This window comes from Variovorax sp. GW821-FHT09B05, from assembly GCF_059418265.1.
Genome location: NZ_JBWKPN010000025.1, coordinates 35,165 through 61,689, shown reverse-complemented (window position 1 = coordinate 61,689; position 26,525 = coordinate 35,165). Strand labels below are relative to the sequence as shown.

The window sequence follows — 26,525 nt, the reverse complement described above, 5'->3', positions numbered from 1 at the left end:
AGTTCTCAGAGCCAGTAGACGACGCGACGGCGGTATTTCATGAAAAGCAGCCCGGCGACCACGGTGGTGCCTATCGTCCAACAGAGAATGCCGAGCCAATCATGCATGCTGGCCACCCCGCCCATCAGCGGCGTGCGGAGTAGATCGAGCATCTGTGCGAGGGGATTCCACAGTACGTACCTTGCGCGACCGGGAAGACTTTCCGGTAGCCAGAACACCGGCGTGAGGAACATCAGCATCTGCATCAGGCTGGTCACGATCTGGGTGATATCGCGAAAGCGCGTGCAGATCAGGCCAAGCAACAAGCCAACCATGTGCGCGTTGATGATTAGCAGCAGAAATGCGGGGAAGAACAGCAGCGCATGCCAGGAAAGCGCGATGCCGGCCCAAAGTGCGACCGGTATGTAAAGTACTATCTGGTGTGCGAACTGGATGACGTTGCGCGCCAAGGCGCGCCAGACAAACAAGGTGATGGGGAAGTAGCCCTGTTTTAGATAGTGCGATGAATTGACGAACGTATGGCAGGCGTCGGTCACAATGTTGGAGAAGAAGCCCCAGAAAATCACCCCAAGCGCGAGATGAGGAAAGAATCTCGAGAGCTCCGTGCCGAAAAGCGCGCTGTACAGCGGACCCATGCCGCCGATCATGACTCCCATGCTCAAAGTCAGCCACAGTGGGCCGAGAAGCGAGCGGCGGTATCGAAGGACGATATCAAACCAAGCCAGGGTCCACCAGATGTCGGGTCGCCGGGTACCTTCCCACCAGTCCGCCCAAGCATTGCGATGTAAGTTTGAATGCGCGGTACTGCTCATGCTCGTCCATAGGTGTCCGCGAGGCGGACGATGTCGTCTTCTCCCAGGTAGTTCCCGCACTGCACCTCGATCAGCACCAGTTCTTCGCTGCCGGTATTCGTGAGGCGATGTTTTTCCTGGAGTGGAATGTAGCGGTACTGGCCGCGCACGGTCTCGTGCTCGACTTCGCCAATCTGCACGATGCCCTTGCCCTGGACCACGACCCAGTGCTCTGCTCGCTGATGGTGGTATTGCAGCGAGAGCGACTGGCCGGGCTTGACCGTGATGCGTTTGACTTTGTAGCCATCCTCTTCCTTGAGCGACGCATAGGTGCCCCAGGGGCGGTGGACCGTGGCCGGCAACTCGACGGTTTCGTGCTTGCGCGACTTCAGCATATCGACGATCTTCTTGACCTGCTGCGCGCTGTTTTTGTGCGCGACCAACAGGGCGTCGGGGGTGTCGACGATCACGAGATCGTGGACGCCGAGGGTTGCGACGACCTTCGCGCCGTGGCTCTCGACCTGGACGTGCGTGCCTGTAGTGTCCACCGCCACCACGTCGTCAGGCAGTGTGTTGCCGTTGGCATCAGCCGGCAGGGCGCCCGCCACGGCAGGCCAAGAACCCACGTCGTTCCAGGAAAACTTGGCCGGTACCACGTGGACGTTGTCTGCGCGCTCCATGACGGCGTAGTCGATGCTGATGTCGGGTTGAAGGCCGAAGCTGTGGAGGTCGAAATCCACGGCCTGCCCGTTGCGCCTGGCGTTGACCATCGCGTAACGGGCGGCACGCAGCACTTCGGGCGCCTGCTTCTCGAGCGCCCCGAGGATGCTCGCGGCGGTGAAGCAGAACATGCCGCTGTTCCAGTAGTAGCGACCGGTTGCCAGGTACTCCTGGGCCGTCGTGAGATCGGGCTTCTCGACGAAGCGCTTGACCGGCTGGCTCTGGCGCGAGACGCGCTCGACCTCGACATAGCCGAACCCGGTTTCGGGTGTGGTCGGCGCGATGCCGAACAGCACCAGGGAGCCTTCGCTGGCGAGGCGGAAGGCCTCGCTTGCGCTCGCGACGAAGGCCTCGACGTCGGGGACGAGGTGGTCGGCCGATAGAACCAGCATCACCGTGTCGCTACTGAACTGCTGCTCGCATTGCAGTGCAGCAAGGGCGATGGCCGGAGCGGTATTGCGCCCCTTCGGCTCGAGCAGGTAGGTGGTGTCTGGCGGATCGCTCATGCCGTCGAGCACGTCCTTGGTCAGGAAGAAGTGGTCCTTGTTGGTCACGATCATCAGGTCGCCCGTGCCACAGGCCTGGCCCCGCTCGATCGCCTGCTGAAGCAGCGTCGTGCCCCCGAGCTTCATGAATGGCTTGGGGAAGGCCTGTCGCGAGGCAGGCCATAGTCTGGATCCGGCGCCTCCCGACAGCACCACTGAAAGCACCTGCATTTTTTCGAACCTTGTTTCTTTATGGAGGAGCGATAATTTTACCGGCCCCTGCCGGGGCGAGCCGTGAGCAGGCGTTCGTTGCGACGCCCGGCGCTGAATGCGCACCACCGGCCTTTTCTTCGCGCGGCCATGGCCTCGGCGCGAGTTTTCGGGATGATCGACCGTATTTTATGAGGCCCACGCTGCCCGCCGCACCCACAGGGAGACGCCCACCCGTACGCCCCGCCGAGCTGACCAAGGCCCAGTTGCAGGCTCGCGTGCATGCGCTCGAGCAGCAGGTGGCCGCCATGGAGCGCTCGACCAGCTGGCGGCTCACGACCCCGGTGCGCTGGGCCAGCCGGGTGGTGCAGCGCCTGCGCGGCGGGCCGCCACTGCCGGCGGGCATCGCGGGCGGCAACTACGCGGAATGGATCGCGCAGTCTGCGGCCCTGCAGGCAGCGCCGTTGGCGGCGCTCGCGGCCGGGGCCCGAGGCTGGCCCGAGCGACCGCTGATCTCGGTGCTGATGCCCACCTACAATCCCCGGCCGGCCTGGCTGCGCGAAGCCATCGCCTCGGTGCGCGCCCAGACCTACGACCACTGGGAGCTCTGCATCGCCGACGATGCCTCGACCGATCCCCAGGTGGCGGCCCTCCTCGAGGCCGCGGCGGCCGAGGACAGCCGCATCCGCTGGGTGCGCCGGCCGGTCAATGGCCACATCTCCGAGGCCTCGAACAGCGCACTGGCGCTGGCCGGCGGCGACTGGGTGGCGCTGATGGACCACGACGACCTGCTCGCGCCCGACGCGCTGCTGCGCGTCGCCCACGTGCTGCATGCCGATCCCGCGGCGCGCATGGTCTATTCGGACGAGGACAAGATCGACGCCACGGGCCGGCGCTACAACCCCTACTTCAAGCCCGACTGGAACCCCGAGTTGTTCCGCTCGCAGAACATGTTCTCGCACCTCGGCGTCTACCAGCGCGCGCTGGTGCTCGAGGTCGGCGGCTTCCGCAAGGGTTTCGAGGGCGCGCAGGACTACGACCTCGCGTTGCGCTGCATCGAGCGCATCGACCCCCCGCGGCAGGTGCGGCACCTCCCGCACGTGCTCTACCACTGGCGCGCGCACGCCGAGAGCACGGCCCAGTCGGCCGGCGCCAAGCCCTATGCCGAGATTGCGGGCGAACGGGCCCTCGACGAGCACTTCGAGCGCATCGGCCTGGCCGCGCGCAGCGAGAGCACGCCACACGGCTACCGCACCCGGCTGGCGGCGCCTGCCCGGTGGCCGAAGGTGTCGCTGGTGATTCCCACGCGCGACGCGCTGGGCCTGGTGCGCCAGTGCCTCGAGAGCATCGTCTCGCTCTCGACCTATCCCGACTACGAGATCCTGCTGGTCGACAACGGCTCCACCGATCCCGAGGCGCTGCGCTACTTCGCCGAGCTGCGCGAACAGCCGGGTTTCCGGGTGCTGCGCGACGACGGCGAGTTCAACTACGCGGCGCTCAACAACGCGGCCGTGGTGCAGGCGCGCGGCGAGGTGGTGGCGCTGATCAACAACGACATCGAGGTCATCACGCCCGACTGGCTCGAGGAGATGGTGGCGATCGCACTGCAGCCCGATGTGGGCGCGGTGGGCGCGAAGCTGCTCTATCCCGACGGCACGGTGCAGCATGCGGGCGTGGTGCTGGGCATCGGCGGCATCGCCGGCCATGCCCACAAGCACCTGCCGCGCGCGGAGGGCGGCTACTTCAACCGCGCCCAGCTGATCCAGTCCTTCGAGGCCGTGACCGCCGCCTGCCTGGTGGTGCGCAAGGCTGTCTACGAGCAGGTGGGTGGGCTCGATGCCGCCAACCTCAAGATCTCGTACAACGACATCGACTTCTGCCTGCGGCTGCGCGAGGCCGGCTACCGCAACGTCTGGACGCCGCATGCGGAGCTCTACCACCATGAATCGGCCACCCGGCCACGCGACCTGGACCCGGCCCAGCGCGAACGCGCGGCGCGAGAAGAGAACCACATGAAGACCCGCTGGGCCGCCGTGCTCGAACGAGATCCCGCCTACAACCCGAATCTGAGCCTGGCTTCGGAAGATTTCGCGCTGGCCTGGCCACCGAGGCCGTTGCCGGAGGTGCGGCCATGAACCGTCTCCTGCGGGCCTTGAGCTTCATCCCCAACGCCCTCTACAAGGGCGGCGGCCTCGGCGGCACCGCGCGCCGCGCCGTGAAGATCCTGCGCCAGTCGGGCCTGCGCGGCGTGGTGCGCTCGGTCAGCGTGCTGCTGCGCAACGACGGCCCGCCGCTGATGGCCGATGCCTCGCGGCCCGACCGCTTCCAGTACCGCGAATGGGTCAAGCGCCATGATGCGCCGCTCGCGCCGGCGCAGCGCCAGGCGCTCGAAGCGCGGGCCGCGGGCTGGCCGCGCCAGCCCGGCTTCGTGCTGGTGATGGCGCTCGATGGCGCCGATGCGCAGCAGGCGGAGCGCGCCGTGGCTTCGGTGCGCGATCAGGTCTTCGCGCATTGGCGGCTGGTGCTCGCGGCCGGCCCGGGCACGGCGCAGGCGGTCAAGGCGCTGGCCGGCCGGCTGGCCGCGGCCGAGCCGCGCATCGAGTTCGCCGAGGCGACGCTCGCGCAGGCCTTCAATGCCGCCGACCCCGGTGCCGACGGCTGGCTCGCCGCTTGCGACGCGCGCGATGCGCTGGCCGCCGATGCGATGTGGCGCGTGGCCGAGGTCGCCGTGGCCCGGCCCGAGGCCGCGCTGATCTACACCGACGAGGACCGCATCGCGGCCGACGGCCAGCGCTCGGCGCCGTACTTCAAGCCCGACTGGAACCTCGACCTGCTGCGCTCGCAGGACTTCGTCTCGCGGCTGGCCTTCTTCGCGGCGCCGCTGCTGCGCGAGGTGGGCCGGCTCGACGAGCGCTTCGGCGACGCGGCGCGCTACGACCTGGTGCTGCGCGCGGCCGAGCGCCTCGATGCGGCGCGCATCGTCCACGTGCCGAAGGCGCTGTACCACCGTCATGTGGCTTCCGAAGAGGCGGTGCATGCGATGGACCCGGCCGAGTACGCGCCCGAGGGCGGCGAGCGCGCGCTGCAGGCGCACCTGGCGCGCGGCGGCATCGAGGCCACGGCCGAGCGCGCGGGCGCGGGCTTCCGCGTGCGCCATGCGCTGCCGGTCGAGCCGCCGCTGGTGTCGCTGTTCATTCCCACGCGCAACGGCCTGAAGCTGGTGCGCCAGTGCATCGAGAGTATCCTCGAGAAGACCCTGTACCCGCGCTACGAGATCATCCTGATCGACAACGGCTCGGACGATCCCGAGGCGCTGCGCTACTTCGAGGAGATCTCGGCGCGTGCGGGCGTGCGCGTGCTGCGCGACGACAGCCCCTTCAACTACTCGGCGCTCAACAACCAGGCCGCGGCGGTCGCCAGGGGCGAGGTCTTCGGCCTCATCAACAACGACATCGAGGTGATCTCGCCCGACTGGCTCGGCGAGATGGTCTCGATCGCGCTGCAGCCCGGCGTGGGCGCGGTGGGCGCGCGGCTCTGGTACCCCGAGAACACGCTGCAGCATGCGGGCGTGGTGCTGGGCTACCGTGGCGGCGTGGCCGACCATGCGCACCGCCGGCTCGGCCAGGGCGACGCCGGCTACTTCGGGCGCGCGGCGCTGCTGCAGGGCTTCTCGGCCGTGACGGCCGCCTGCCTGATCGTGCGGCGCGCGCTCTACGAACAGGTGGGCGGGCTCGACGAGAAGAACCTCAAGGTCGCCTACAACGACGTCGACTTCTGCCTGCGGCTGCGCGAGGCCGGCTACCGCAACGTCTGGACGCCCCATGCCGAGCTCTACCACCACGAATCGGCCACGCGGCCCTCGGACCTGTCGGAGGCGCAGATCCAGCGCTTCCTCGGCGAGGAGGGCTACATGAAGCAGCGCTGGGGCGAGTTGCTCTTCAACGACCCGGCCTACAACCCGAACCTGAGCCTCGCGATCGAGGACTTCAGCTATGCCTGGCCGCCGCGCGCGGCGAAGGTGGCGGCGCCATGAGCGCGGCCCCGGCCGCCGCCGCCGAGGCGCTGACCGTCTCGGTCGCCCTGTGCACCTACAACGGCGAGCGCTTCGTGCGCGAGCAGGTCCGCAGCATCTGCCTGCAGACCCGGCCGCCGATGGAGATCGTGCTGTCCGACGACGCCTCGCGCGATGCCTGCGTCGAGGTGGCGCGCGCCACCGTCGAGGAATGCCTGCGCGAGCGGCCCGGCCTCGCGATCGCGCTGCGCGTCAGCGTCAATCCCGTCGGCCTGCGCGTGGTCAAGAACTTCGAGCAGGCGGTGCGCGCCTGCAGCGGCACGCTGATCGCGCTGTCGGACCAGGACGATGCCTGGGTGCCCGAGCGGCTCGAGCGGCTGGTGGCCGAGTTCGAGCGCCGGCCCGAGCTGCGGCTGCTGCACTCGGACGCGCGCCTCGTCGACGCCCAGGGCGCGCCGCTGGGCGGCACGCTGTTCCATGCGATCGAGGTCACGGCCAGCGAGCTCGCGCGCATGCATGCGGGCCAAGCCTTCGACGTGCTCCTGCGCCGCAACATCGTCACCGGCGCGACCACGGTGTTCCATCGCGAGCTGCTCGACGCGGTGCTGCCGTTCCCGGTCGAATGGGTGCACGACGAGTGGATCGCCACGGTGGCCTCGGCCTTCGCGCGCATCGACACCGTCGAGGCGCAGCTGATCGATTACCGCCAGCATGGCGGCAACCAGATCGGCGCGCGGCGCGACACCTTCATGGAGAAGGTGCGCAAGGCCCTGGCCTCGCGCGGTACCACCCACGTCGAGCGCGCGCGCAAGGCCGAACTGCTGCTCGAACGCCTCGAGCAGGTGGCGCGCGCCGGCCGCCCGGTGGCCCCCGACACCCTCGACAAGCTGCGCGGCAAGATCGTGCACCAGCGCTTCCGCACCCAGCTGCCGGCCTCGCGCTGGGCGCGCGTGCTGCCGATCCTGCGCGAGGCCCGAACGGGTCGCTACGACCGGTTCGGCCGCGGTTTTCGCGGCGTGGTGCGCGATCTGTTCGAATCCGTCTGATCCATTCCAGAGCCATCCGTGAGCCACATCCCCCAGACCTCCGTCCCCGTGCCGCCGACCGTGGTGGTCGTGATCCCGTTCTACAACGGCGCGGCCTTCATCGAGCGCTCGGTGGCGAGCGTGTTCGCGCAGTCGATGCCGGCCAGCGAGGTCATCGTGGTCAACGACGGCTCGCGCCCCGAGGAGCGCGCCAGCCTCGACGCGCTGGCCGCGCGCTTCCCGTTCCGCATCCTCGACAAGGAGAATGGCGGCCAGGGCTCGGCGCGCAACGCCGGCGTGGCGGCCTCGACGGCCGAGTACATCTGCTTCCTCGACCAGGACGACTTCTACCTGTCGAACCACATCGAGATCCTGGTCAAGGGCATTCCGGCGGACGACCCGCGCCTGGGCTTCGTCTACGCCGACCTGGCCGAGGCCGACGGCGAGGGCAACATCATCCGCGCGACGATGGTCAAGGACCACACGCTGCACCATCCGAAGACCAACATCTTCGAGATGCTGCGCCACGACATCTTCGTGCTGCCCTCGGCCGCGATCGTGACGCGCAAGGCCTTCGACGCGGTGGGCGGCTTCGACACCCAGTTCATGGGCTTCGAGGACGACGACCTGTTCCTGCGCATCTTCCGCAAGGGCTTCACGAACCATTACATCGACAAGGTGGTCACGGTCTGGTGCATCCACACCGGCAGCACCTCGTTCGACATGCGCATGATCCGCAGCCGCTTCAAGTACTTCAAGAAGCTGGTCGGCATGTTCCCCGACGAACCGAAGCGCAACCGCTACGTGCTGCGCGACTGCCTGATGCCGCGCTTCGGCCGCTTCTTCATGGACCACGTGATCGAGGCGGTGAAGGCCAACGACCCGAACCGCGCCGAGATGAGCGCGGTGCTCGCCGAGTACGCGGCGATCGTCTATGCGAGCCCGGCGGTCAGCGGCCGCAAGAAGCTCGAGCTGCGCGCCACCGTCTTCATGGCCGAGCACAGCCCGCCGGGGCTGATCCGCGCCATCGGCAAGCTGACGCGGCTGCCCGGGGTGCGCTCGCTGCGGCGATTGCTGGGCTGAGGGTCGAGGCCGATCAGGCTGCCTGGCGGCGCAGCCGGCGATAGCGCCAGAACGCGCCCGAAGCCCAGATCTTCAGCAGGCTGGTGACATGCCAGTAGAGGTACTTGCTGCTGCGGTGGCTCGCGCGCTGCGCGTCGTGCCGCGCGCGCAGCTGCTCGCCGACCTGCAGCCGCCAGCCGGCCAGCTGCACTCGCGCGCAGATGTCGAAGTCCTCGCCGTACATGAAGAAGCGCTCGTCGAAACCGCGAACGGCGGCATAGGCCTCGGCGCGGAACAGCATGAACAGGCCCGGCACCCAGGCCGGGACGGCCGGGCGCGCATAGCCGGGCTTCTTGCGCGTGAGGATCTCGAGCGGCGTCAGGATGTCGCGGTGCTGCTCGGGCTCGCGCTTGCCGGGCTCCATGATGCGCGGCGTGAGCAACCCCGCGTCGGGTGCCGCCAGCGCCATCAACGGCGCCAGCACGTCGGTATCGAAGCGGATGTCGGGGTTGAGCACCAGGAACCATGGCGTGGCGCAGCGCTCGAAGGCCTGGTTGTGGTTGGCGCCGAAGCCCTTGGGCTGCGCGTTCTCGATGCGTTCGAGCGCGAAGCCCCAGGCGGCGCCAGCCAGTGGCGCGTCGGACTCGGGGATGTTCAGCGTCAGCACCACCTTGGCCACCTGTTCGCGGCTGAAGCGGTCGATCTGGTCGAGCAGGGGGCGCACGAGTTCGAGCTGCCCGTGGCTCACGATCGAAATCGTGACGGCGGGGGAGGTCGTAGCGGGGGTGGCCATGGTCTAATTTCGCCCGGGGATTCTAGGGGCCCCGCTACCACCCATGATTGCCCTGATCGTCATCAGCTTCTTCGTCGCCGCCTTCGCGGTCCAGATCTTCATGCGCCGCGCGCGCCGCCATGCGCGGCTGTACGGCGCCGACATGCCGCAGCGCTTCCACAAGGGCCATGTGCCGCGCCTGGGGGGCGCGGGCATCATCCTCGGCATGGGCGTGGCCTGGCTCGCGGCCGGCATCACCGGCACCGACCCGTTCAACGTCTCGTGGCCCGCCTCGGCCTCGATGCTGATGCTGGTCTGCATCCTGCCGGCCGTGCTCGGCGGCATCGTCGAGGACGTCACGCAGCGCGTGCAGGTGCGCTGGCGGCTGATGCTCACCCTGGGCGCGGCGCTGCTGGTGTGCTGGGTGCACGGCCTGAGCCTCGCGCGCACCGGCATCCCGCTGGTCGACGGCTGGCTCGCGGCCGTGCCCTATGCCTCGGTGCTGTTCGCCGCGCTCGCCATCGGCGGCCTGCCGCATGCCTTCAACATCATCGACGGCTACAACGGCCTCGCGGGCACGGTGGCGGTGCTGGTCTGCCTCGCGATCTCGCACGTGGCGCTGCAGCTCGGCGACCGCCAGCTCGCGGCCATGATGGTCTGCCTGGTCGGCGCGACCTTCGGCTTCCTGATCTGGAACTACCCGCGCGGCAAGATCTTCGCGGGCGACGGCGGCGCCTACGTCTGGGGCATGGTGATCGCCGTGGCCTGCGTGACGCTGGTGCAGCGCCACCGCGTGGTCTCGCCCTGGTTCCCGATGCTGCTCTTGATCTACCCGGTGTGGGAGACCCTGTTCTCCATCTACCGCAAGCTCGCGCGTGGCCAGTCGCCGGGCACGGCCGACGCGCTGCACTTCCACCAGCTGATCTTCCGCCGCATCGTGCGCGTGGCCTTCGCCGACGACGAGGCGCGCCAGCTGCTCGCGCGCAACAACCGCACCTCGCCCTACCTGTGGATCTTCGCCGCGATGTCGGTGGTGCCCGCGGTGCTGTTCTGGAACAACACCTGGGTGCTGATGTTCTTCTGTCTTCTGTTCGTCACGACCTATGTCGGCGCCTACCTCATGATCGTGCGATTCAAGGTGCCGCGCTGGCTGCGGCCCTGATCGTTCGTCTTTGCGAGAATCCCGTCCCATCGTCCACCGTCCCGGAGCCTGACCGCCCATGACCGACCCCGTCCTCAACATTCCCCCGCGCGACAAGGCCGAGATCCTGGCCCAGGCGCTGCCGTACATCCGCAAGTTCCACGGCAAGACCATCGTCATCAAGTACGGCGGCAACGCCATGACCGACCCGGCGCTGCAGGCCGACTTCGCGGAAGACGTGGTGCTGCTCAAGCTGGTCGGCATGAACCCGGTGGTGGTGCACGGCGGCGGCCCGCAGATCGAGGCCGCGCTCAACCGCCTGGGCAAGAAGGGCAGCTTCATCCAGGGCATGCGCGTGACCGACGCCGAGACCATGGAAGTCGTCGAATGGGTGCTGGCCGGCGAGGTGCAGCAGGACATCGTGGGCCTGATCAACCAGGCCGGCGGCAAGGCCGTGGGCCTGACCGGTCGCGACGGCGGCCTGATCCGCGCGCAGAAGCTCAAGCTGGCCGACCGCGCCGATCCCAATGTGCATCACGACGTGGGCCAGGTCGGCGACATCGTCTCGATCGACCCGAGCGTGGTCAAGGCGCTGCAGGACGATGCCTTCATCCCCGTCGTGAGCCCGATCGGCTTTGGCGAGGAGAACGAGAGCTACAACATCAACGCCGACGTGGTGGCCGGCAAGCTGGCCACCGTGCTCAAGGCCGAGAAGCTGATGCTGCTGACCAACACGCCCGGCGTGCTCGACAAGGACGGCAAGCTGCTCACCAACCTGAGCGCGCGCGAGATCGACGACCTGTTCGCCGACGGCACGATCTCGGGCGGCATGCTGCCGAAGATCGAGGGCGCGCTCGACGCGGCCAAGAGCGGCGTCAATGCCGTGCACATCATCGACGGCCGCGTGCCGCACGCGATGCTGCTCGAGATCCTGACCGATCAGGCCTACGGCACGATGATCCGCGCGCGCTGAGCGCGTGGGGGCCGGCCCCGAGGCGGGCTGGCGGCCAGCGGGCGCGCGGGGAGGCGCGCGCTCACTGCTGTGCGAGAATCAATTGTTTACATCTTCCGCACGCGCCTCCCATGCAAAACGAAGAGACAGTCGTCCCCGGTGCAGAGACCCAGGCCGAGACCGCGCCGGCCGCTCCGGCGCGCAAGCGTCCCAAGCCCGGCGAGCGGCGCGTGCAGATCCTGCAGGCCCTGGCCGCGATGCTCGAGCAGCCCGGCGCCGAGCGCGTGACCACCGCGGCGCTGGCCGCCCGCCTCGAGGTCAGCGAGGCCGCGCTCTACCGCCACTTCGCGAGCAAGGCGCAGATGTTCGAGGGCCTGATCGACTTCATCGAGCAGAGCGTGTTCACCCTGGTCAACCAGATCCTCGAGCGCGAGGCCACGGGCAAGGAGCAGGCGGCCCGCATCATCGCGATGCTGGTGCAGTTCGCCGAGCGCAACCCCGGCATGACGCGCGTCATGGTCGGCGATGCGCTGGTCTACGAGAACGAGCGGCTGCAGCAGCGCATGAACCAGTTCTTCGACAAGATCGAAGCCAGTATCCGCCAGGCGCTGCGCGAGGACCGCGCCGCCGAAGGCTCGGCCACGCCGAGCGTCGATGCGCAGGTGCGCGCCTCGGCGCTGACCTCGCTGGCGGTCGGCCGCCTGCAGCGCTTCGCGCGCTCGGGCTTTCGCCGCGAACCCTCCGAACACCTCGACGCGCTGCTCGCGCTGGTGCTCTGAACCGCTGAGGACAGGGTCGCGCAGCGGGCATGGCTTATCGTCGGCATAGGTAATCGCAATCGAAACTGGTCATTCGATTGCTGAAAATAAACGGGCTCCCACAACCGATAGGAAAAGCCCAATGACCGATCCCCGCAAGCTCACCACCGAGAACGGCGCGCCCGTCGAGAACAACCAGCAGTCGCAGACCGCCGGCGTGAACGGCCCCGTGCTGATGCAGGACCATCACCTGATCGAGAAGCTCGCGCGCTTCGACCGCGAGCGCATCCCCGAGCGCGTGGTGCATGCGCGCGGCTCGGGTGCCTTCGGTACCTTCGAGGTGACGGCCGACGTCACGAAATGGACCAAGGCGAAATTCCTCGGCCAGGTCGGCAAGAAGACCGAGGTGCTGGCGCGCTTCTCGACCGTGGCGCTCGAGCTGGGCTCGGCCGACACGGTGCGCGATCCGCGCGGCTTCGCGCTCAAGTTCTACACCGAGGAAGGCAACTACGACCTGGTCGGCAACAACACGCCGATCTTCTTCATCCGCGATCCGCTCAAGTTCCCCGACTTCATCCATTCGCAGAAGCGCGACCCCTACAGCCACGTGCAGGAGCCGAACAACGCCTGGGACTTCTTCTCGCACTCGCCCGAGGCCACGCATCAGTTCACCTGGCTGTTCGGCGACCGCGGCATTCCGAGGAGCTACCGCCACATGGACGGCTTCGGCTCGCACACCTTCCAGTGGGTCAACGCGCAGGGCGAGGCCTTCTGGGTCAAGTACCACTTCAAGACCAACCAGGGCATCGAGACCTTCGTCGCGGAAGAAGCGCAACGCGTGGGCGGCGAGAACCCGAACCACCACCACCTCGACCTGCTGCATTCGATCGAGCGCGGCGAGTTCCCGAGCTGGCGCGTGCAGGTGCAGATCATGCCGGTGGCCGAGGCGCAGACCTACCGCTTCAATCCCTTCGACCTGACCAAGGTCTGGTCGCACAAGGACTACCCGAAGATCGACATCGGCATCCTCACGCTGAACCGCAACCCCGACAACTACTTCGCCGAGATCGAGCAGGCCGCGTTCAACCCGGCCAACTTCGTGCCCGGCATCGGCCCCTCGCCCGACAAGATGCTGCAGGGCCGCCTGTTCAGCTACGGCGACACGCAGCGCTACCGCCTGGGCATCAACCACACGCAGCTGCCCGTGAACCGGCCGCACGCGACCACGGCGCAGAACTACGGCCGCGACGGCGCGATGCGTGGCGACGGCAACGGCGGCCGCGGCCCGAACTACGAGCCCAACAGCTTCAGCGATGCGCCCAAGCAGAGCAACGAGCCGGTCTACGCGCCGCTGCAGATCCACGGCTGGACCGGCAGCCACCAGTGGCAACAGCACCCGGAGGACACCGACTTCGTGCAGGCCGGCGACCTCTACCGCCTGATGGACGAGGCCGCGAAGGAGCGCCTGGTCCAGAGCATCGCGGGCGGCCTGGGCGCGGTCACGCGCCAGGACATCATCGACCGTTCGGTGAGCTACTTCCGCCAGGCCGATGCCGACTACGGCGCGCGGCTCGAGAAGGCGATCAAGGCCGTGCAGGCCAGGATCAAGGGCGACGACAACAGCGTGCAGGTCGGCAAGCCGGCGCACGACGCGAGCAGGAGCTGAGCGGCAAGGTGCGCGGTGCGGCGCGCTCCCGCTTCGGTGGGGCGCGTCGCTCGTTCATGTCGCAGGAAGTCGCTAAGCTCGCACGGGCCGCATTTCCAACATGAACCATCCAGGGACGACCTCGCCATGCGCTCGCTGATCCTCGTCTTCACGCTGCTGTGCCTCCCGCCGTTCGCTTCGGCGGCGGTGTTCGAGGATGCGATCGGCGTGTCCTTTCCCGACCGGGTCGGCGGCTTGCAGCTCCAGGGCAGGGAGACCTTTGCGCAGAAAGCGCTGGGCAGCGCTACGCGCTACCGCAGCGATGGCCATCTGCTCGCTTCGACGTATGTCTACACCGGTGGCCTGAGCAGCATTCCCGAGGGCACCGAATCCGCTGTGGTGCGCAAGCATTTCGCCCAGGTGATCGACGAGGCGAAGCAGATGGAGGCCATGGGCCATGCAAGCAAGGTGACGGTGCCCGCCACGCCCGGGCAGGTCACGCAGTTCGCAGGCTGCGGCCCGCAATTCATCTGGAAGGCCTTCGAGATGGACCTCGATGGCAACCTGATCGTGTCGAACACCTACCTCACGGCCGTGCGCAACAACTTCGTGAAGCTGCGGATCAGCTACCCCAAAACCGACATCACCGGCCGACAAAGCGCCGATCGCTTCATCGAAGACATCCGCAAGGTGCTCGGGCGCTGCTAGCGTCCGCCGGGCCAGTCAGGCGACCTGCACGCCCACCTTCGCCCCCGCCGCCACGATCTCCCCCCAGGTCGCATCGTCGACCCAGATCCCGTCGCGCTGGCGCGCCGCGCGCGCCTTGCGCTCGGGCTCGCCCGCGATCTGCACCGCGTCGAAGCCCTGGCCCGGCGGGCTGCGGCGCAGCCACTCGACGAACTCGCGCGACTCCTGGTCGAAGCTGGCCTGGGTGCCCAGGCGCTCGGGATCGATCAGCACGGTGAGCATGCCGTTGAGCACGCTGCGGCTGGTGTCGGCCGGCCGGTGCCAGGTGCCGCCGCCGGTCAGCGCGCCGCCCAGCAGCTCGCAGGCCAGCGCCATGCCGTAGCCCTTGTGCTCGCCGAAGGTCATGAGCGCGCCGAACAGGCCGTTGCCCTGCGGCACCACCACCACGCCGGGGTCGTCGGTGGGCGCGCCCTTCTCGTCGATGAGGTAGCCCGGGGGCACGCGCTCGCCCTTGTTGTGGGCCACGCGCATCTTGCCCTGCGCCACGCGGCTGGTGGCGTAGTCGAGCACGAAGGGCTCGGCGCCCGCGAGCGGGATGCCGATGCAGCAGGGGTTGGTGCCGAAGCGCCCGTCGCCGCCGCCCCAGGGCGCGACCACCGGGCGCGAGAGCACGTTGACGAAGTGCATCGACACCAGCCCGTGCGAGGTCGCCATCTCGGCGAAGTGGCCGATGCGGCCCAGGTGGTGCGCATGCGCGAGCGTGAGGATGCAGCTGCCGTGGCGGCGCGCGCGCTCGATGCCGAGCTCCATCGCCTGCACGCCCACCACCTGCCCGTAGCCGTGCTGGCCGTCGAGCGAGAGCAGGGTGCCGATGTCGAGGTTGATGCGCACCGAGGCATTGGGATGCAGCCCGCCTTCGGCCACCGCGTCGATGTAGCGCGGCAGCATGCCCACGCCATGCGAGTCGTGGCCGCTGAGGTTGGCCATCACGAGGTTGGCCGCGACTTGTTCGGCCTCGGCCTGCTGGCTGCCCGCGGCGCGCAGGATGCTCGCGACGGTGGATTGCAGGCTGTCGGCCTGCAGTGTTCTCGGCATGGTTCAGATTCCTTTGGCGTTCACGGTGATGGCGTAGAGCGAGGTGGTGGCGCAGACGAACAGGCGGTTGCGCTTGGGCCCGCCGAAGCAGACATTGGCCACGCGCTCGGGCACGCGCAGCTTGCCCAGCAGCGTGCCGTCGGGGTGGTAGACATGCACGCCGTCGGCGGCGCTGGTCCAGATCCGGCCTTCGGTGTCGAGCCGGAAGCCGTCGAACAGGCCCGCGGTGCATTCGGCGAACACCTCGCCGCCACGCAGGCTCCTGTTGTCGGGGTTGACGAAGAAGCGGCGGATGTGCCGCGGCCCGTCCGGGTCATGGCTCGCACCGGTATCGGCGATGTAGAGCAGGGATTCGTCGGGCGAGAAGGCCAGCCCGTTGGGCTTCACGAAGTCGTCGGCCACGCGCTCGACCGCGCCGCTGGCCGGATCGATGCGATAGACATGGCAGGCCCCGATCTCGCTGTCGGCGCGCAGGCCCTCGTAGTCCGACAGGATGCCGTAGCTCGGGTCGGTGAACCACACGCCGCCGTCCGAATGCACCACCACGTCGTTCGGCGAGTTGAGCCGCCGCCCCTGCCAGTGCGAGGCCAGCACGGTGATCGAGCCGTCGTGCTCGGTGCGCACCACGCGGCGCGCCAGGTGCTCGCAGCTCACGAGCCGGCCCTGGCGGTCGACGGTGTTGCCGTTGGTGTTGTTCGCGGGTTCGCGCAGCACCGCGGCCTGGCCGTTGCGCTCGTCCCAGCGCAGCAGGCGGTCGTTCGGAATGTCGGACCACACCAGCGTGCGCAGCGCGCCGAACCAGGCCGGGCCCTCGCACCAGCGCCCGCCGGTCCATAGCCGCTCGAGCCGCTCGGGCTTGGGCACCAGGCCCGTGAAGCGCGGGTCCAGCGCCTCGAAGCCGAAGCCTTCCAGTGCACCGAAGGGGAGTGTCGTCATCGGCCGTGCGCTCCTACATCACCGCGCCGACCTGCCAGGGCACGAACTCGTTCTGCCCGTAGCCGTGCTGCTCGCTCTTCGAGGGCGTGCCCGAGGCGGTGGCCAGCACCAGCTCGAAGATGCGCTGGCCCATCTCCTGGATCGAGGCCGTGCCGTCGACGATCTCGCCGCAGTTGATGTCCATGTCTTCCTCTTGCCGCTTCCACAGCGCCGAGTTGGTCGCGAGCTTGAGCGAAGGCGAGGGCGCGCAGCCGTAGGCCGAGCCGCGGCCGGTGGTGAAGCAGATCAGGTTGGCGCCGCCGGCCACCTGGCCCGTGGCACTCACGGGGTCGTAGCCCGGCGTGTCCATGTAGACGAAGCCATGCGCCGTCACCGGCTCGGCGTATTCGTAGACCGCCTCGAGATTGCTGGTACCGCCCTTGGCCACCGCGCCCAGCGACTTCTCGAGGATGGTGGTGAGGCCGCCGGCCTTGTTGCCCGGCGAGGGGTTGTTGTTCATCTCGCCCTCGTTGATGGCCGTGTAGTGCTCCCACCACTTGATGCGGTCCACCAGCTTCTGGCCCACCTCGCGCCGCACCGCGCGCCGCGTCAGCAGGTGCTCGGCGCCGTAGACCTCGGGCGTCTCGCTGAGGATCGCGGTGCCGCCGTGCGCCACCAGCAGGTCGACCGCCACGCCCAGCGCGGGGTTGGCGCTGATGCCCGAGTAGCCGTCGGAGCCGCCGCACTGCAGCCCGATCGTGATGTGGGCCGCGCTGCAGGGTTCGCGCGTCACGGCATTGGCGCGCGGCAGCATCTCCTCGATCAGCGCCACGCCCTTGTCGACCGTCTTGCGCGTGCCGCCCGTGTCCTGGATGTTGAAGACGCGCAGGTTCTCGCCCTCGGCGAGGTTGCCGGTCGCGAGCCAGGCGTTGATCTGGTTGGCCTCGCAGCCCAGGCCCACCACCAGCACGGCCGCGAAGTTGGCATGCGTGGCATAGCCGGTCAGCGTGCGCTCGAGGATCTGCATGCCCGTGCCCTGCGTGTCCATGCCGCAGCCGGTACCGTGCGTCAGCGCGATCACGCCGTCGACGTTGGGATAGGCCGCGAGCGCCGCCGGGTTGGTCTTGCGCGAGAAGTGGTCGGCGATCGCGCGCGCGGCCGTGGCCGAGCAGTTCACGCTGGTCAGCACGCCGATGTAGTTGCGCGTGGCCACGCGGCCATCGGCGCGCTTGATGCCCATGAAGCTCGCCTCGCGCTTCGCGGGCGCGGGCTTCACGTCGGCGCCGAAGGCGTAGTCGCGCGCGAAGTCGCCCTTGTCAGGGCCCATGTCGAGGTTGTGCACATGCACCTGCTCGCCGGGCGCGATCGGCTTGCTCGCGAAGCCGATGATCTGGTTGTAGCGGCGCACCGGTTCGCCGGCCGCGATGGCGCGCATCGCGACCTTGTGGCCCGGCGGTATCAGGCCATGGACCTTGACGTCCTCGACGACGGTGCCGCCGAGCAGTTGCGAACGCGCGATGACGACGTCGTCGGCGGGGTGGAGTCTTATGTAGGGATTCATCGTGTGGGGGCCGGCGCGGGATCGCCGGTCGGGGTCATTGCATGATCTTCGGCAGCCACAGCACCGTGGCGGGCCAGTAGGTGATGATGCCCAGGCTCAGCAGCAACGGCACCAGCCAGGGCAGGATCGCCATCGTCGTGCGCTCGATGCTGAGATTGGCGATGCGCGCGAGCACGAACAGCACCATCCCCATCGGCGGATGCAGCACCCCGATCATGAGGTTGAGCACCATCACCACGCCGAAGTGCACCGGGTCGATGCCGAGCTGGTTCGAGATCGGCAGCAGGATCGGCACCAGGATCGTGATCGCGGCCGTGGTCTCGAGGAAGCAGCCGACGAACAGCATCAGCAGGTTCGCGAGCAGCAGGAAGACCCAGGCGTCCTTCGTGAAGTTGAGCACCCAGCTCGCGATGTCGGCCGTGACGCCGGTGGCGGTCAGCATCCAGCCGAAGATCGAGGCGGCCGCCACGATGAAGAGCACGGTCGAGGTCGATTCCACCGTCTCGAGGCAGACCTTGACGAACATCTTCCACTTGAGCGTGCGGTACCAGAAGAAGCCCAGCACCATCGCCCACACGCAGGCCGCGATCGCGCCCTCGGTGGCGGTGAACAGGCCGGTCGCCATGCCGCCGATCAAGAGCACTGGCGTCATGATCGGCAGCACCGCCTCGAACCTGAAGACCTTGTCGGCCACGAACAGGATCGCCAGCGCGATCAGCACCGCGGGCTGCGCGGGCGCGCCGAACTTGTCGACCGCGAACCACAGCAGCGTGGGCCACAGGCACACCACCAGCAGCTCGACCAGCGCCTTCATGAGCCGCGGCCACTGGAACTTCACGTCGGCGCCCCAGCCGTTCTTGTGCGCGTAGTAGGCCACCGTGAGCATCATCAGCAGGGTCATGATCAGGCCCGGCATCAGGCCCGCGATGAACAGCGCCCCCACCGACACGTTGGCCATCATCCCGTAGATCACGAAGGGCAGGCTCGGCGGAATGATCGGGCCCAGCGTGGCCGAGGCCGCGGTCACGCCGACCGCGAACTCGGTCGAGTAGCCGTGTTCCTTCATGGCCTTGATCTCGATCGTGCCCAGGCCCGCCGCGTCCGCGATCGCGGTGCCGCTCATGCCCGAGAAGATCACCGAGCCGAGGATGTTGACGTGGCCCAGCCCGCCCTTGAGCCAGCCCACCAGCGCGAGCGCGAAGTTGTAGATGCGGTTGGTGATGCCGGCGTTGTTCATCAGGTTGCCGGCGAGGATGAAGAAGGGAACAGCCAGCAGCGGGAAACTGTCGACGCCGCTCACCATGCGGTGGATGACGACGAAGCCCGGCAGGTTGCCGCTCCAGAGGATGTAGACCAGCGAGGCGCCGGCCATGGCCACGGCGACCGGGATACCGGCGCTCATGAACAGCAGAAAGACGATCTTCAGCATGTCGTGGGAATGGTTCTGACCTCAGCGGTCGTCGATCGTGGATTCGGGCCGTTCCAGCACGCAGTAGCCGCGGCGCCAGTGCACCACGCTGACCTGCACCGAGCGGACCAGCATGGCGGCGAAGCCCAGCAGGCAGACGCCGTAGACGATGTTCATCGGCAGGTCGACGATGGTCATGCTCGCGTTGTTGCCGATCTTGATCATCATCTGCACCGTCATCACCACGGCGGCCGCGAAGAAGGCGGTGCGCAGCACGTCGACCAGCAGGCCCAGCGCGCGGCCCACCTTGAGCGGCAGGTGGCGGTAGAAGAAGTCGACCTGGATGTGGTTGTTGCGCGCCACGCCGATCGCGGCGCCGACGAACACCGTGCCCACGAGCAGGTAGCGCGCGATCTCCTCGGTCCAGGAGGCCGAGTCGTTCAGCACGTAGCGCGTGATGAACTGGTAGAGGACGGTCAGTCCCAGCACCCAGAACAGGCCCAGCGCGACCCAGCCCTCGATCGTGGTGCCGGACAGGTCGACGGCCTCGTCGGTGACGTGGAACTCGCCGTCGTCGCCCAGCAGCTTTTCATCGCTCATCGTGTCTCCTCGTTGTCGTGCAAGGGCGGCCGGCCATGGCGGCCGGCCGCGCGCGGCTTCACTGGATGGCGATGATCCGGTCGTAGTCCTGCTGGCGGTAGCCGTGGTCGGTCGGCTTGGTGTTCTTCAGCACGGCCTCGCGGAACGCGTTCTTGTCGACCACGATCACGTTGTTGCCCTTCTTCTTGAACTCCTCCACCAGCCGGGCCTCGGAGGCGATGATCTCGCGGCCGGTCTTCTCGGCCGCTTCCTGCATCACGTCGCTGAACATCTTCTTCTCGTCGGCGCTGAGCTTGCCCCAGAGCTGGCCCGAGACCACCGTCAGCAGCGAGTCGACGATGTGGCCGGTCAGCGAGATGTTCTTCTGCACCTCGAAGAATTTCTTCGCCTCGATGGTGGGCAGCGGGTTCTCCTGCGCGTCGACCGTGCCGCTCTGCAGCGCGAGGTAGACCTCGGCGAAGGCGATCGGCGTGGCGTTGGCGCCCAGCGACTTGGGGAAGGCCAGGTAGGCCGGCGCATCGGGGACGCGGATCTTCAGGCCCTTCATGTCTTCCGGCTTGCTCACGGGCCGCGCCGCGCTCGAGGTCACGTGGCGCGCGCCGTAGTAGTTGAGCGCCGTGATGTGGTTGCCGGTCTTGTCGTCGTAGCCCTTGGCGAGTTCCCTGAACACGTCGCTCTTGGCGTACTTGAGCTGGTGCTCGGCGTCGCGGAAGATGAACGGGAAGTAGGTGATGGCCAGCGGCTTGTAGCTGTTGCCCGCGAAGCTCGCGCCGGTCAGCACGATGTCGACCGTGCCGAGCGTCAGGCCCTGGTTGATGTCGGCTTCCTTGCCGAGGCTGGAGGCCGGGAAGACCTGGATGTCGTACTTGCCGTTGCTGCGCTTCTTGATCTCCTCGGCGGCCCACACCGAGTACTTGTGGAAGGGCTCCGAGGTCTCGTAGACGTGGGCCCACTTGAGCTTGGTCTGGGCCGAGGCGAGGCCCGACACGCCGAGCGCGCCGGCCGCGAGCGCGCAGGCGGCCAGGGCCTTGAGGGCGGTGCGCTTGCTGTTCTTGCTGTCTCTGATCATGTGGCTTGTCTCCGTTGTATTAGTTGGCAGTGGCAGGAATGCTGGCGAGGTGTCAGGAAGGCTTCGCGCGTCGCCAGCTCGCGCTGAATCGCTGGTGGGACTTGTCCATGTGTTCGTGCATCGCGGCGCGCGCGGCCTCGGCGTCGCGCGCGGCCACCGCGTCGCGGATCGCCTCGTGCTCGGCGATGGCCGAGCGCCACGAGGACACCGTCTCGAAGTAGCCGCCCAGGCGCGTGAAGATCGGGCCCTTGCGCGAGTCCCAGAAGTTCTGCACCGTCTCGATCAGCACCGCGTTGCCGCTGGCGCCGACGATCGCGAGGTGGAAGGCGCGGTCGCCCTCGAGCGGCATCACCGTGCGGTCGGCCAGTTCGCGCATGACCTCGATGGCGCGCGTCATGGCGTCGACGTCCTTGCGCTTGCCCATCTGCGCCGCGATGGCCGCGGTCTCGCCCTCGATCACGCGGCGCGCGCGGATCAGCTCGAGCGGGCCCCACTCGGTGGGGGCCACCGGCGCGCTCGCGCGGTGCGAGCGGTCGAGCACGTACACGCCCGAGCCGGTGCGCACCTCGACCCAGCCCTCGACCTCGAGCGCGATCAGCGCCTCGCGCACCGAGGGGCGGCTCACGCCGAGCTGCTTGGCCAGGTCGCGCTCGGCCGGCAGGCGCGCGCCCACGGCGAACTCGCCCTGGCCGATCAGCGCACGCAGCTGGTCGGCGATCTGGCGATAGAGGCGTTGGGGTTCGACGGTCTGCAGGGGCACGGAGAAGAGAAGGTGAGCAGGTTTAAGGGTTGTCCTGAATTGGACAAGTGGTAAGGCCAATTCAGAATACGATGCGCGGCCCGTGCCACCCATCGGGCCAAACCCGAATCGGAGACACCATGAGATTGAAGGGAAAGACCGCGCTCGTCACCGCGGCCGGCCAGGGCATCGGCCATGCGAGCGTGCTCGCGCTCGCGGCCGAGGGCGCGCAGGTCTGGGCCACCGACGTCAACGCGCAATTGCTCGAGCGCTACGCCGGCGTGCCGAACGTCACGGCCACGAAGCTCGATGTGCTCGACAAGGCCGCCATCGGCGCGCTGGTGTCGACCCTGCCGCCGCTCGACGTGCTGTTCAACTGCGCGGGCGTGGTGCACAACGGCACCATCGAGCAGGCCAGCGACGACGACCTCGCCTTCGCCTTCGCGCTCAATGTGCGTGCCCAGATGTGGACCATCCAGGCCGTGCTGCCCGGCATGCTCGCAGCGGGCCGCGGCAGCATCATCAACATGGCGAGCGTGTGCTCGAGCATGAAGGGCCTGCCCAACCGATTCGTCTACGGCACCACCAAGGCCGCGGTGCTGGGCCTCACCAAGAGCGTGGCGGCCGACTACGTCACGCGCGGCATCCGCTGCAATGCGGTGTGCCCCGGCACGGTCGACACGCCCTCGCTGGGCGAGCGCATCAACGCCAATGCCGATCCCGAGGCCGCGCGCAAGGCCTTCGTCGCGCGCCAGCCCATGGGCCGGCTCGCGCGCGCCGAGGAGATCGCGCCCGTGGTCGTGTTCCTCGCCAGCGACGAATCCATCTTCGCCACCGGCCAGGCCTTCACCGTCGACGGCGGCATCACCATATGAACCAGCTCGACTTCGCCGGCCGCCACGCGGTGGTCACCGGCGGCGCCACCGGGCTGGGCTTCGGCATCGCGCAGCGGCTGGTCGCCTCGGGCGGCACCGTCACGCTGTGGGACCGCGACGAAGCCGCGGCCGCGCGCGCCGCCGAGTCGCTGGGCCCGGGCAAGGCGCGCGCGCTCAAGGTCGACGTCTCGCAGCAGCCCTCGGTGGCCAAGGCGGTGGCGGCCACGCTCGCGCATGCGCCGCGCATCGATGCGCTGGTCAACAGCGCCGGCATCACCGGCCCCAACGCCAAGCTCTGGGACTACCCGGTGGACGACTGGCGCCAGGTGATGGAGGTCAACGTCAACGGCGTGTTCCTGTGCTGCCGCGAGGTGGTGGCGCAGATGCGCGCGCAGGGCGGGCAGGGCCGCATCGTCAACATCGCCTCGGTGGCCGGCAAGGACGGCAATCCCAATGCCAGCGCCTACAGCGCCAGCAAGGCCGCGGTGATCGGCCTCACCAAGTCGCTCGGCAAGGAGCTCGCCGACACCGGCATCCGCGTCAACTGCGTGACGCCGGCCGCGGTCAAGACCGCGATCTTCGACCAGATGACGCCCGACCACATCGCCTTCATGCTGTCGAAGATCCCGCAGGGCCGCTTCGGCACCGTCGAGGAGGTCGCGGCGCTGGTAGGCTGGCTGTGCACCGACGACTGCTCGTTCTCGACCGGCGCGGTGTTCGACCTCTCGGGCGGCCGCTCGACCTACTGATCGCCCCTTCCCACAGAACCATCCAACCACCCAAGGAAAAGCAAGCATGAAACTCGTCCGCTACGGCAACCCCGGCAAGGAGAAGCCGGGCCTCGTCGACGCCAACGGCCAGCTGCGCGACCTGAGCGCCGTCGTCAAGGACATCGGTCCCGAGCAGCTCGGCGATGCCGCCATCGCCAAGCTGCGCAAGCTCAAGACCGACAAGCTGCCGCCGGTCAAGGGCAAGCCGCGCTACGGCAGCCCCGTGGCCCGCGTCGGCAAGTTCATCGCCATCGGCCTCAACTACGCCGACCATGCGGCCGAGTCCGGCCTGCCGGTGCCCAAGGAACCCGTGGTCTTCATGAAGGCCACGAGCTGCATCCAGGGACCGAACGATCCCGTGATGCTGCCCAAGGGCTCGGTCAAGAGCGACTGGGAAGTCGAGCTCGGCGTGGTCATCGGCACGCGCGCGCGCTACGTCTCGCAGAAGAGCGCGCTCGACCACGTCGCCGGCTACTGCGTCATCAACGACGTCAGCGAACGCGAGTTCCAGATCGAGCGCGGCGGCACCTGGGACAAGGGCAAGGGCTGCGACACCTTCGGCCCCATCGGCCCCTGGCTGGTGACGCGCGACGAGGTCGAGAACCCGCAGAAGCTCGCGATGTGGCTCGACCTCAACGGCCAGCGCGTGCAGACCGGCAGCACCAAGACCATGATCTTCAGCGTGGCGAAGATCGTGAGCTACGTGAGCCAGTTCATGACGCTGGAACCCGGCGACGTGATCACCACCGGCACCCCGCCCGGCGTGGGCATGGGCATGAAGCCGCCGCTGTTCCTCAAGAAGGGCGACGTGATGGCGCTCGGCATCGAGGGCCTGGGCGAGCAGCGCCAGGAAGTGGTGCCCTTCAAGCTCTGAGTCCGGCGGCTGCTGAGCCTCTCGCTTCTTGCCATCGACGGCCCCCGCGGGGGCCGTTTTTCGTTTCCGCGCGCCTTTAAATGTCCCATTGACAGAACATTGAAACTGCAAAAACATCGCCTGCATGTCGCAGATGCCCTTGCCCAAGTACCACCAGATCTACCTGGTGCTGCGGGAGCAGTTGCATGAGGGCCGCTTCGCCGCCGACGGGCTGCCGGGCGAGCTCGCGCTCATGCAGCAGTTCGGCGTGGCGCGCGTCACCGTGCGGCGCGCGCTCGAGCAGCTCGCCGCCGAAGGGCTGATCTCGCGCACGCCGGGCCGCCGCACGCGGCCCATCGGCCCGGTCGCGGGCGAGGCGCCGACCGCGCCGGCCAGCGAGCGCGCCAACCTGCGCGGCCTGCTCGAGAACCTCGTCACCATGGGCCTGCACACCTCGGTCAAGGTGCTCGAGGTCGCGACCATCACGGCCTCCTCGCAGGTGGCCGAGGCGCTGCAGCTGCAGCTCGGCGACCCGGTGCAGAAGGCGGTGCGCGTGCGTTCCACGCGCGAAGGCCCGCTCTCGCACATCACGACCTACGTGCCCGACACGATCGCGCGCCGCTTCGGCCGCCGCGAGCTCTCGAAGAAGCCGATCCTGGTGCTGCTCGAGGAGTCGGGCGTGAAGGTGGGCCGGGCCCACCAGACCATCTCCGCGCGCCTGGCCGACAACGTGCTCGCGCAGCACCTCGACGTCTCGGTCGGCTCGGCCCTGCTCGCGGTGCGCCGCCTGATCTACGACGAAGCCGAGCGCCCGGTGCAGTGGCTGCACGGCTTCTACCGCCCCGACCGCTACACCTACGAGATGCAACTGTCCCGCGTCGGCAGCATCGACGCCAAGGTCTGGGTCAGCCGGGACGTGTCGGCCAAGTTCAACTGAAGACAAAGAAAAGGAAACGCCCCATGCAGACCCGCCGCCGCTTCGTTTCGCAGTCCGCCACCCTGGCCTCCGCGCTCGCCTTCCCGCTGATCGGCGGGGCCCAACCCAAGCCGCTGAAGGTGGGCGTGCTGCACCCGGTGACGGGCGCGCTCGCCTACTCGGGCCAGCAGTGCCGGCTCGGCGCGCAGCTCGCGATCGAGGACATCAATGCCGCGGGCGGCATCAAGTCGCTCGGCGGCGCGAAGCTCGAGGCCCTGCTGGGCGACGCGCAGTCGCAGCCGCAGGCGGGCGCGGCCGAGGTCGAGAAGATGAACGAGGCCGGCGTCAGCGCCATCGTCGGCGCCTACGCCTCGGCGATCTGCCTGGCCACCACGCAGGCCGCGGCCAAGTACAACCTGCCGCACGTGGTCGACGTTGGCGTGGCCGACCAGATCGTCGAGCGCGGCCTGAAGAACACCTTCCGCTTCGGTCCCGGCTACCGCAAGTCGACCGAGGTCGCGATGGCCAACCTGCTGGTGCTCAACAAGGCCGCGGGCAACCCGGCCAAGACCGTGATGGTGATCCACGAGGAGTCGCTGTTCGGCGCCGGCACCGCGCAGCTGCTGGCGCGCGAGCTGCCGGGCTACGGCTTCGAGGTGAAGGAGGTGGTGAAGCACGCCAACCCCACGCGCGACTTCAACAACATCGTGCTGCGCATGAAGTCGATCACCCCCGACATCGTGATCCCGGCCAACTACTACAACGAGTACGCGTTGCTGGTGCGCACCATGCAGCAGCAGAAGGTGGTGCCCAAGGCGATCTTCTCGGTGCTCGGCGGCGCGGCCTCGAGCTACAAGTTCGTGAAGGAGTTTCCCGACGCGGCCAACGGCATCATCGACTGCAACCACTGGTTCAACCCCAGGGACAAGCGCGCGCAGGAGCTGCGCAAACGCGTCGAGGCCAAGGGCCAGTTCTTCAGCTACGAGGTCTTCATGACCTATGCCTCGATGTGGCTGCTGGCCGATGCGCTGGAACGTGCCAGGTCGGGCGAGCGCGCCGCGATCGTCGACGCGCTCGAGAAGAGCACCTTCTCGAACCACTTCATGCCCTATGGCCCGACCAAGTTCGTCAATGGCCAGAACGAGGGCGCGCAGCCGCTGATGACGCAGGTGGTGAAGAACGACATCAAGGTCATCATCCCGCGCGACTACCGTGAGGTGGAGCCGCTGTTCCCGCTGAAGGCATGAGCGTGCAAAAAGTGATCCCCTGGGGCCCCTGCAGCCGTCGAACAGGCGCGGAGCCCGGCATGTGGTGCGGGGCGGGCGATCCCCTCTGCGCCGCCGAGGAGCGCAGCGTTTCGCGGATCAGGGCTCGCAGCTGTCTGAGCGAAGCGAGTTCTGCGAGACCCCGCGAAACGCGAGCACCGCAGGGCAGCCGCGAAGCGGCCGGCGCAGTGGGGTCGCT

At 68.2% G+C, this 26,525-nt stretch carries 24 protein-coding genes; 14 read left to right on the top strand and 10 right to left on the bottom strand.

Features of this window, described 5'->3' with window-relative positions; translation table 11 throughout:
* Window positions 1–5 precede the first annotated feature (5 nt).
* Together AC07RM_RS38540 and AC07RM_RS38535 are read right to left on the bottom strand one after the other, a co-directional pair.
* On the bottom strand, window positions 6–812 hold the full coding sequence (locus AC07RM_RS38540; RefSeq protein ID WP_495337839.1) for an ABC transporter permease: 807 nt from the start codon (window positions 810–812) through the stop codon (window positions 6–8).
* Window positions 809–2,227 (bottom strand): mannose-1-phosphate guanylyltransferase/mannose-6-phosphate isomerase, encoded by a 1,419-nt coding sequence (locus AC07RM_RS38535; protein ID WP_495337837.1) that lies wholly within the window; start codon window positions 2,225–2,227, stop codon window positions 809–811. Before AC07RM_RS38535 ends, AC07RM_RS38540 begins: the two co-directional genes overlap by 4 nt.
* Window positions 2,228–2,397: 170 nt before the next feature.
* On the opposite strand from AC07RM_RS38535, the gene AC07RM_RS38530 reads away from it, so the two are divergent.
* Genes AC07RM_RS38530 through AC07RM_RS38515 form a run of 4 tightly spaced genes read left to right on the top strand, consistent with a single transcriptional unit; the run spans window position 2,398 to window position 8,326 of the window.
* The gene (locus tag AC07RM_RS38530) at window positions 2,398–4,341 is read left to right on the top strand and encodes a glycosyltransferase family 2 protein (RefSeq protein WP_495337835.1); all 1,944 of its coding nucleotides are present in this window, start codon (window positions 2,398–2,400) and stop codon (window positions 4,339–4,341) included.
* Window positions 4,338–6,239, top strand: coding sequence for a glycosyltransferase family 2 protein (locus tag AC07RM_RS38525; protein ID WP_495337834.1), 1,902 nt, complete (start codon window positions 4,338–4,340; stop codon window positions 6,237–6,239). Before AC07RM_RS38530 ends, AC07RM_RS38525 begins: the two co-directional genes overlap by 4 nt.
* Window positions 6,236–7,264, top strand: a complete 1,029-nt coding sequence (locus AC07RM_RS38520) for a glycosyltransferase family 2 protein (protein ID WP_495337833.1) — start codon at window positions 6,236–6,238, stop codon at window positions 7,262–7,264. Before AC07RM_RS38525 ends, AC07RM_RS38520 begins: the two co-directional genes overlap by 4 nt.
* 18 nt (window positions 7,265–7,282) lie before the next feature.
* Window positions 7,283–8,326, top strand: coding sequence for a glycosyltransferase family 2 protein (locus AC07RM_RS38515; protein ID WP_495337832.1), 1,044 nt, complete (start codon window positions 7,283–7,285; stop codon window positions 8,324–8,326).
* Window positions 8,327–8,339: 13 nt separating this feature from the next.
* Here the strand turns inward: AC07RM_RS38515 and AC07RM_RS38510 are convergent, their stop codons facing one another.
* The gene (locus AC07RM_RS38510; protein WP_495337831.1) at window positions 8,340–9,098 is read right to left on the bottom strand and encodes a glycosyltransferase family 2 protein; all 759 of its coding nucleotides are present in this window, start codon (window positions 9,096–9,098) and stop codon (window positions 8,340–8,342) included.
* Between the two features lie 43 nt (window positions 9,099–9,141).
* Between AC07RM_RS38510 and AC07RM_RS38505 the strand changes: the two genes are divergently transcribed.
* The 5 genes from AC07RM_RS38505 to AC07RM_RS38485 all read left to right on the top strand — a co-directional run bounded on the left by AC07RM_RS38505 (window position 9,142) and on the right by AC07RM_RS38485 (window position 14,281).
* Complete coding sequence (locus AC07RM_RS38505; protein ID WP_093353938.1) at window positions 9,142–10,239, top strand: glycosyltransferase family 4 protein; 1,098 nt, start codon at window positions 9,142–9,144, stop codon at window positions 10,237–10,239.
* Between the two features lie 58 nt (window positions 10,240–10,297).
* Window positions 10,298–11,191 (top strand): acetylglutamate kinase, encoded by an 894-nt coding sequence (gene argB, locus AC07RM_RS38500; RefSeq protein ID WP_093353940.1) that lies wholly within the window; start codon window positions 10,298–10,300, stop codon window positions 11,189–11,191.
* Between the two features lie 110 nt (window positions 11,192–11,301).
* Window positions 11,302–11,949 carry a nucleoid occlusion factor SlmA gene (gene slmA / locus AC07RM_RS38495; protein ID WP_093353943.1) on the top strand — a complete coding sequence of 216 codons (648 nt, stop codon included), beginning with the start codon at window positions 11,302–11,304 and terminating at the stop codon, window positions 11,947–11,949.
* 121 nt (window positions 11,950–12,070) lie between these two features.
* The gene (locus tag AC07RM_RS38490; protein WP_495337829.1) at window positions 12,071–13,594 is read left to right on the top strand and encodes a catalase; all 1,524 of its coding nucleotides are present in this window, start codon (window positions 12,071–12,073) and stop codon (window positions 13,592–13,594) included.
* 126 nt (window positions 13,595–13,720) lie between these two features.
* The gene (locus AC07RM_RS38485) at window positions 13,721–14,281 is read left to right on the top strand and encodes a hypothetical protein (protein ID WP_296794449.1); all 561 of its coding nucleotides are present in this window, start codon (window positions 13,721–13,723) and stop codon (window positions 14,279–14,281) included.
* Window positions 14,282–14,296: 15 nt separating this feature from the next.
* Here the strand turns inward: AC07RM_RS38485 and AC07RM_RS38480 are convergent, their stop codons facing one another.
* From AC07RM_RS38480 to AC07RM_RS38450, 7 genes are read right to left on the bottom strand one after another with little or no spacing between them, the layout of a single operon-like run.
* Window positions 14,297–15,355 (bottom strand): malate/lactate/ureidoglycolate dehydrogenase, encoded by a 1,059-nt coding sequence (locus AC07RM_RS38480; RefSeq protein ID WP_495337827.1) that lies wholly within the window; start codon window positions 15,353–15,355, stop codon window positions 14,297–14,299.
* A 3-nt stretch (window positions 15,356–15,358) separates the two neighbouring features.
* The gene (locus AC07RM_RS38475; protein ID WP_495337825.1) at window positions 15,359–16,291 is read right to left on the bottom strand and encodes an SMP-30/gluconolactonase/LRE family protein; all 933 of its coding nucleotides are present in this window, start codon (window positions 16,289–16,291) and stop codon (window positions 15,359–15,361) included.
* A gap of 13 nt (window positions 16,292–16,304) precedes the next feature.
* Window positions 16,305–17,831, bottom strand: a complete 1,527-nt coding sequence (locus AC07RM_RS38470) for a UxaA family hydrolase (RefSeq protein ID WP_495337823.1) — start codon at window positions 17,829–17,831, stop codon at window positions 16,305–16,307.
* A gap of 34 nt (window positions 17,832–17,865) precedes the next feature.
* Window positions 17,866–19,260 carry a TRAP transporter large permease gene (locus AC07RM_RS38465; protein WP_208509332.1) on the bottom strand — a complete coding sequence of 465 codons (1,395 nt, stop codon included), beginning with the start codon at window positions 19,258–19,260 and terminating at the stop codon, window positions 17,866–17,868.
* A 21-nt stretch (window positions 19,261–19,281) separates the two neighbouring features.
* Window positions 19,282–19,839 (bottom strand): TRAP transporter small permease, encoded by a 558-nt coding sequence (locus tag AC07RM_RS38460; RefSeq protein WP_203204266.1) that lies wholly within the window; start codon window positions 19,837–19,839, stop codon window positions 19,282–19,284.
* Between the two features lie 58 nt (window positions 19,840–19,897).
* On the bottom strand, window positions 19,898–20,908 hold the full coding sequence (locus AC07RM_RS38455; RefSeq protein ID WP_398496127.1) for a sialic acid TRAP transporter substrate-binding protein SiaP: 1,011 nt from the start codon (window positions 20,906–20,908) through the stop codon (window positions 19,898–19,900).
* 52 nt (window positions 20,909–20,960) lie between these two features.
* Complete coding sequence (locus AC07RM_RS38450; RefSeq protein WP_093353965.1) at window positions 20,961–21,668, bottom strand: FadR/GntR family transcriptional regulator; 708 nt, start codon at window positions 21,666–21,668, stop codon at window positions 20,961–20,963.
* 119 nt (window positions 21,669–21,787) lie between these two features.
* On the opposite strand from AC07RM_RS38450, the gene AC07RM_RS38445 reads away from it, so the two are divergent.
* From AC07RM_RS38445 to AC07RM_RS38425, 5 genes are all read left to right on the top strand, one after another.
* Window positions 21,788–22,522, top strand: coding sequence for an SDR family oxidoreductase (locus tag AC07RM_RS38445; RefSeq protein ID WP_495337822.1), 735 nt, complete (start codon window positions 21,788–21,790; stop codon window positions 22,520–22,522).
* Window positions 22,519–23,271, top strand: a complete 753-nt coding sequence (locus tag AC07RM_RS38440) for an SDR family NAD(P)-dependent oxidoreductase (protein WP_261215006.1) — start codon at window positions 22,519–22,521, stop codon at window positions 23,269–23,271. The genes AC07RM_RS38445 and AC07RM_RS38440 overlap by 4 nt, the downstream gene beginning before the upstream one ends.
* Window positions 23,272–23,317: 46 nt before the next feature.
* Window positions 23,318–24,166 carry a fumarylacetoacetate hydrolase family protein gene (locus AC07RM_RS38435; protein ID WP_093353970.1) on the top strand — a complete coding sequence of 283 codons (849 nt, stop codon included), beginning with the start codon at window positions 23,318–23,320 and terminating at the stop codon, window positions 24,164–24,166.
* 133 nt (window positions 24,167–24,299) lie between these two features.
* Window positions 24,300–25,082, top strand: a complete 783-nt coding sequence (locus AC07RM_RS38430) for a GntR family transcriptional regulator (RefSeq protein WP_093354113.1) — start codon at window positions 24,300–24,302, stop codon at window positions 25,080–25,082.
* Between the two features lie 23 nt (window positions 25,083–25,105).
* Complete coding sequence (locus AC07RM_RS38425) at window positions 25,106–26,308, top strand: ABC transporter substrate-binding protein (protein WP_495337820.1); 1,203 nt, start codon at window positions 25,106–25,108, stop codon at window positions 26,306–26,308.
* Window positions 26,309–26,525: the final 217 nt, after the last annotated feature.

What these genes read in the sequence shown, in the direction of transcription:
- AC07RM_RS38540 (WP_495337839.1), bottom strand. Translation starts at nt 812, where the DNA reads ATGAGCAGTACCGCGCATTCAAACTTACATCGCAATGCTTGGGCGGAC.
- AC07RM_RS38535 (WP_495337837.1), bottom strand. Translation starts at nt 2,227, where the DNA reads ATGCAGGTGCTTTCAGTGGTGCTGTCGGGAGGCGCCGGATCCAGACTA.
- AC07RM_RS38530 (WP_495337835.1), top strand. Translation starts at nt 2,398, where the DNA reads ATGAGGCCCACGCTGCCCGCCGCACCCACAGGGAGACGCCCACCCGTA.
- AC07RM_RS38525 (WP_495337834.1), top strand. Translation starts at nt 4,338, where the DNA reads ATGAACCGTCTCCTGCGGGCCTTGAGCTTCATCCCCAACGCCCTCTAC.
- AC07RM_RS38520 (WP_495337833.1), top strand. Translation starts at nt 6,236, where the DNA reads ATGAGCGCGGCCCCGGCCGCCGCCGCCGAGGCGCTGACCGTCTCGGTC.
- AC07RM_RS38510 (WP_495337831.1), bottom strand. Translation starts at nt 9,098, where the DNA reads ATGGCCACCCCCGCTACGACCTCCCCCGCCGTCACGATTTCGATCGTG.
- AC07RM_RS38505 (WP_093353938.1), top strand. Translation starts at nt 9,142, where the DNA reads ATGATTGCCCTGATCGTCATCAGCTTCTTCGTCGCCGCCTTCGCGGTC.
- argB (WP_093353940.1), top strand. Translation starts at nt 10,298, where the DNA reads ATGACCGACCCCGTCCTCAACATTCCCCCGCGCGACAAGGCCGAGATC.
- slmA (WP_093353943.1), top strand. Translation starts at nt 11,302, where the DNA reads ATGCAAAACGAAGAGACAGTCGTCCCCGGTGCAGAGACCCAGGCCGAG.
- AC07RM_RS38490 (WP_495337829.1), top strand. Translation starts at nt 12,071, where the DNA reads ATGACCGATCCCCGCAAGCTCACCACCGAGAACGGCGCGCCCGTCGAG.
- AC07RM_RS38485 (WP_296794449.1), top strand. Translation starts at nt 13,721, where the DNA reads ATGCGCTCGCTGATCCTCGTCTTCACGCTGCTGTGCCTCCCGCCGTTC.
- AC07RM_RS38480 (WP_495337827.1), bottom strand. Translation starts at nt 15,355, where the DNA reads ATGCCGAGAACACTGCAGGCCGACAGCCTGCAATCCACCGTCGCGAGC.
- AC07RM_RS38475 (WP_495337825.1), bottom strand. Translation starts at nt 16,291, where the DNA reads ATGACGACACTCCCCTTCGGTGCACTGGAAGGCTTCGGCTTCGAGGCG.
- AC07RM_RS38470 (WP_495337823.1), bottom strand. Translation starts at nt 17,831, where the DNA reads ATGAATCCCTACATAAGACTCCACCCCGCCGACGACGTCGTCATCGCG.
- AC07RM_RS38465 (WP_208509332.1), bottom strand. Translation starts at nt 19,260, where the DNA reads ATGCTGAAGATCGTCTTTCTGCTGTTCATGAGCGCCGGTATCCCGGTC.
- AC07RM_RS38460 (WP_203204266.1), bottom strand. Translation starts at nt 19,839, where the DNA reads ATGAGCGATGAAAAGCTGCTGGGCGACGACGGCGAGTTCCACGTCACC.
- AC07RM_RS38455 (WP_398496127.1), bottom strand. Translation starts at nt 20,908, where the DNA reads ATGATCAGAGACAGCAAGAACAGCAAGCGCACCGCCCTCAAGGCCCTG.
- AC07RM_RS38445 (WP_495337822.1), top strand. Translation starts at nt 21,788, where the DNA reads ATGAGATTGAAGGGAAAGACCGCGCTCGTCACCGCGGCCGGCCAGGGC.
- AC07RM_RS38440 (WP_261215006.1), top strand. Translation starts at nt 22,519, where the DNA reads ATGAACCAGCTCGACTTCGCCGGCCGCCACGCGGTGGTCACCGGCGGC.
- AC07RM_RS38435 (WP_093353970.1), top strand. Translation starts at nt 23,318, where the DNA reads ATGAAACTCGTCCGCTACGGCAACCCCGGCAAGGAGAAGCCGGGCCTC.
- AC07RM_RS38430 (WP_093354113.1), top strand. Translation starts at nt 24,300, where the DNA reads ATGCCCTTGCCCAAGTACCACCAGATCTACCTGGTGCTGCGGGAGCAG.
- AC07RM_RS38425 (WP_495337820.1), top strand. Translation starts at nt 25,106, where the DNA reads ATGCAGACCCGCCGCCGCTTCGTTTCGCAGTCCGCCACCCTGGCCTCC.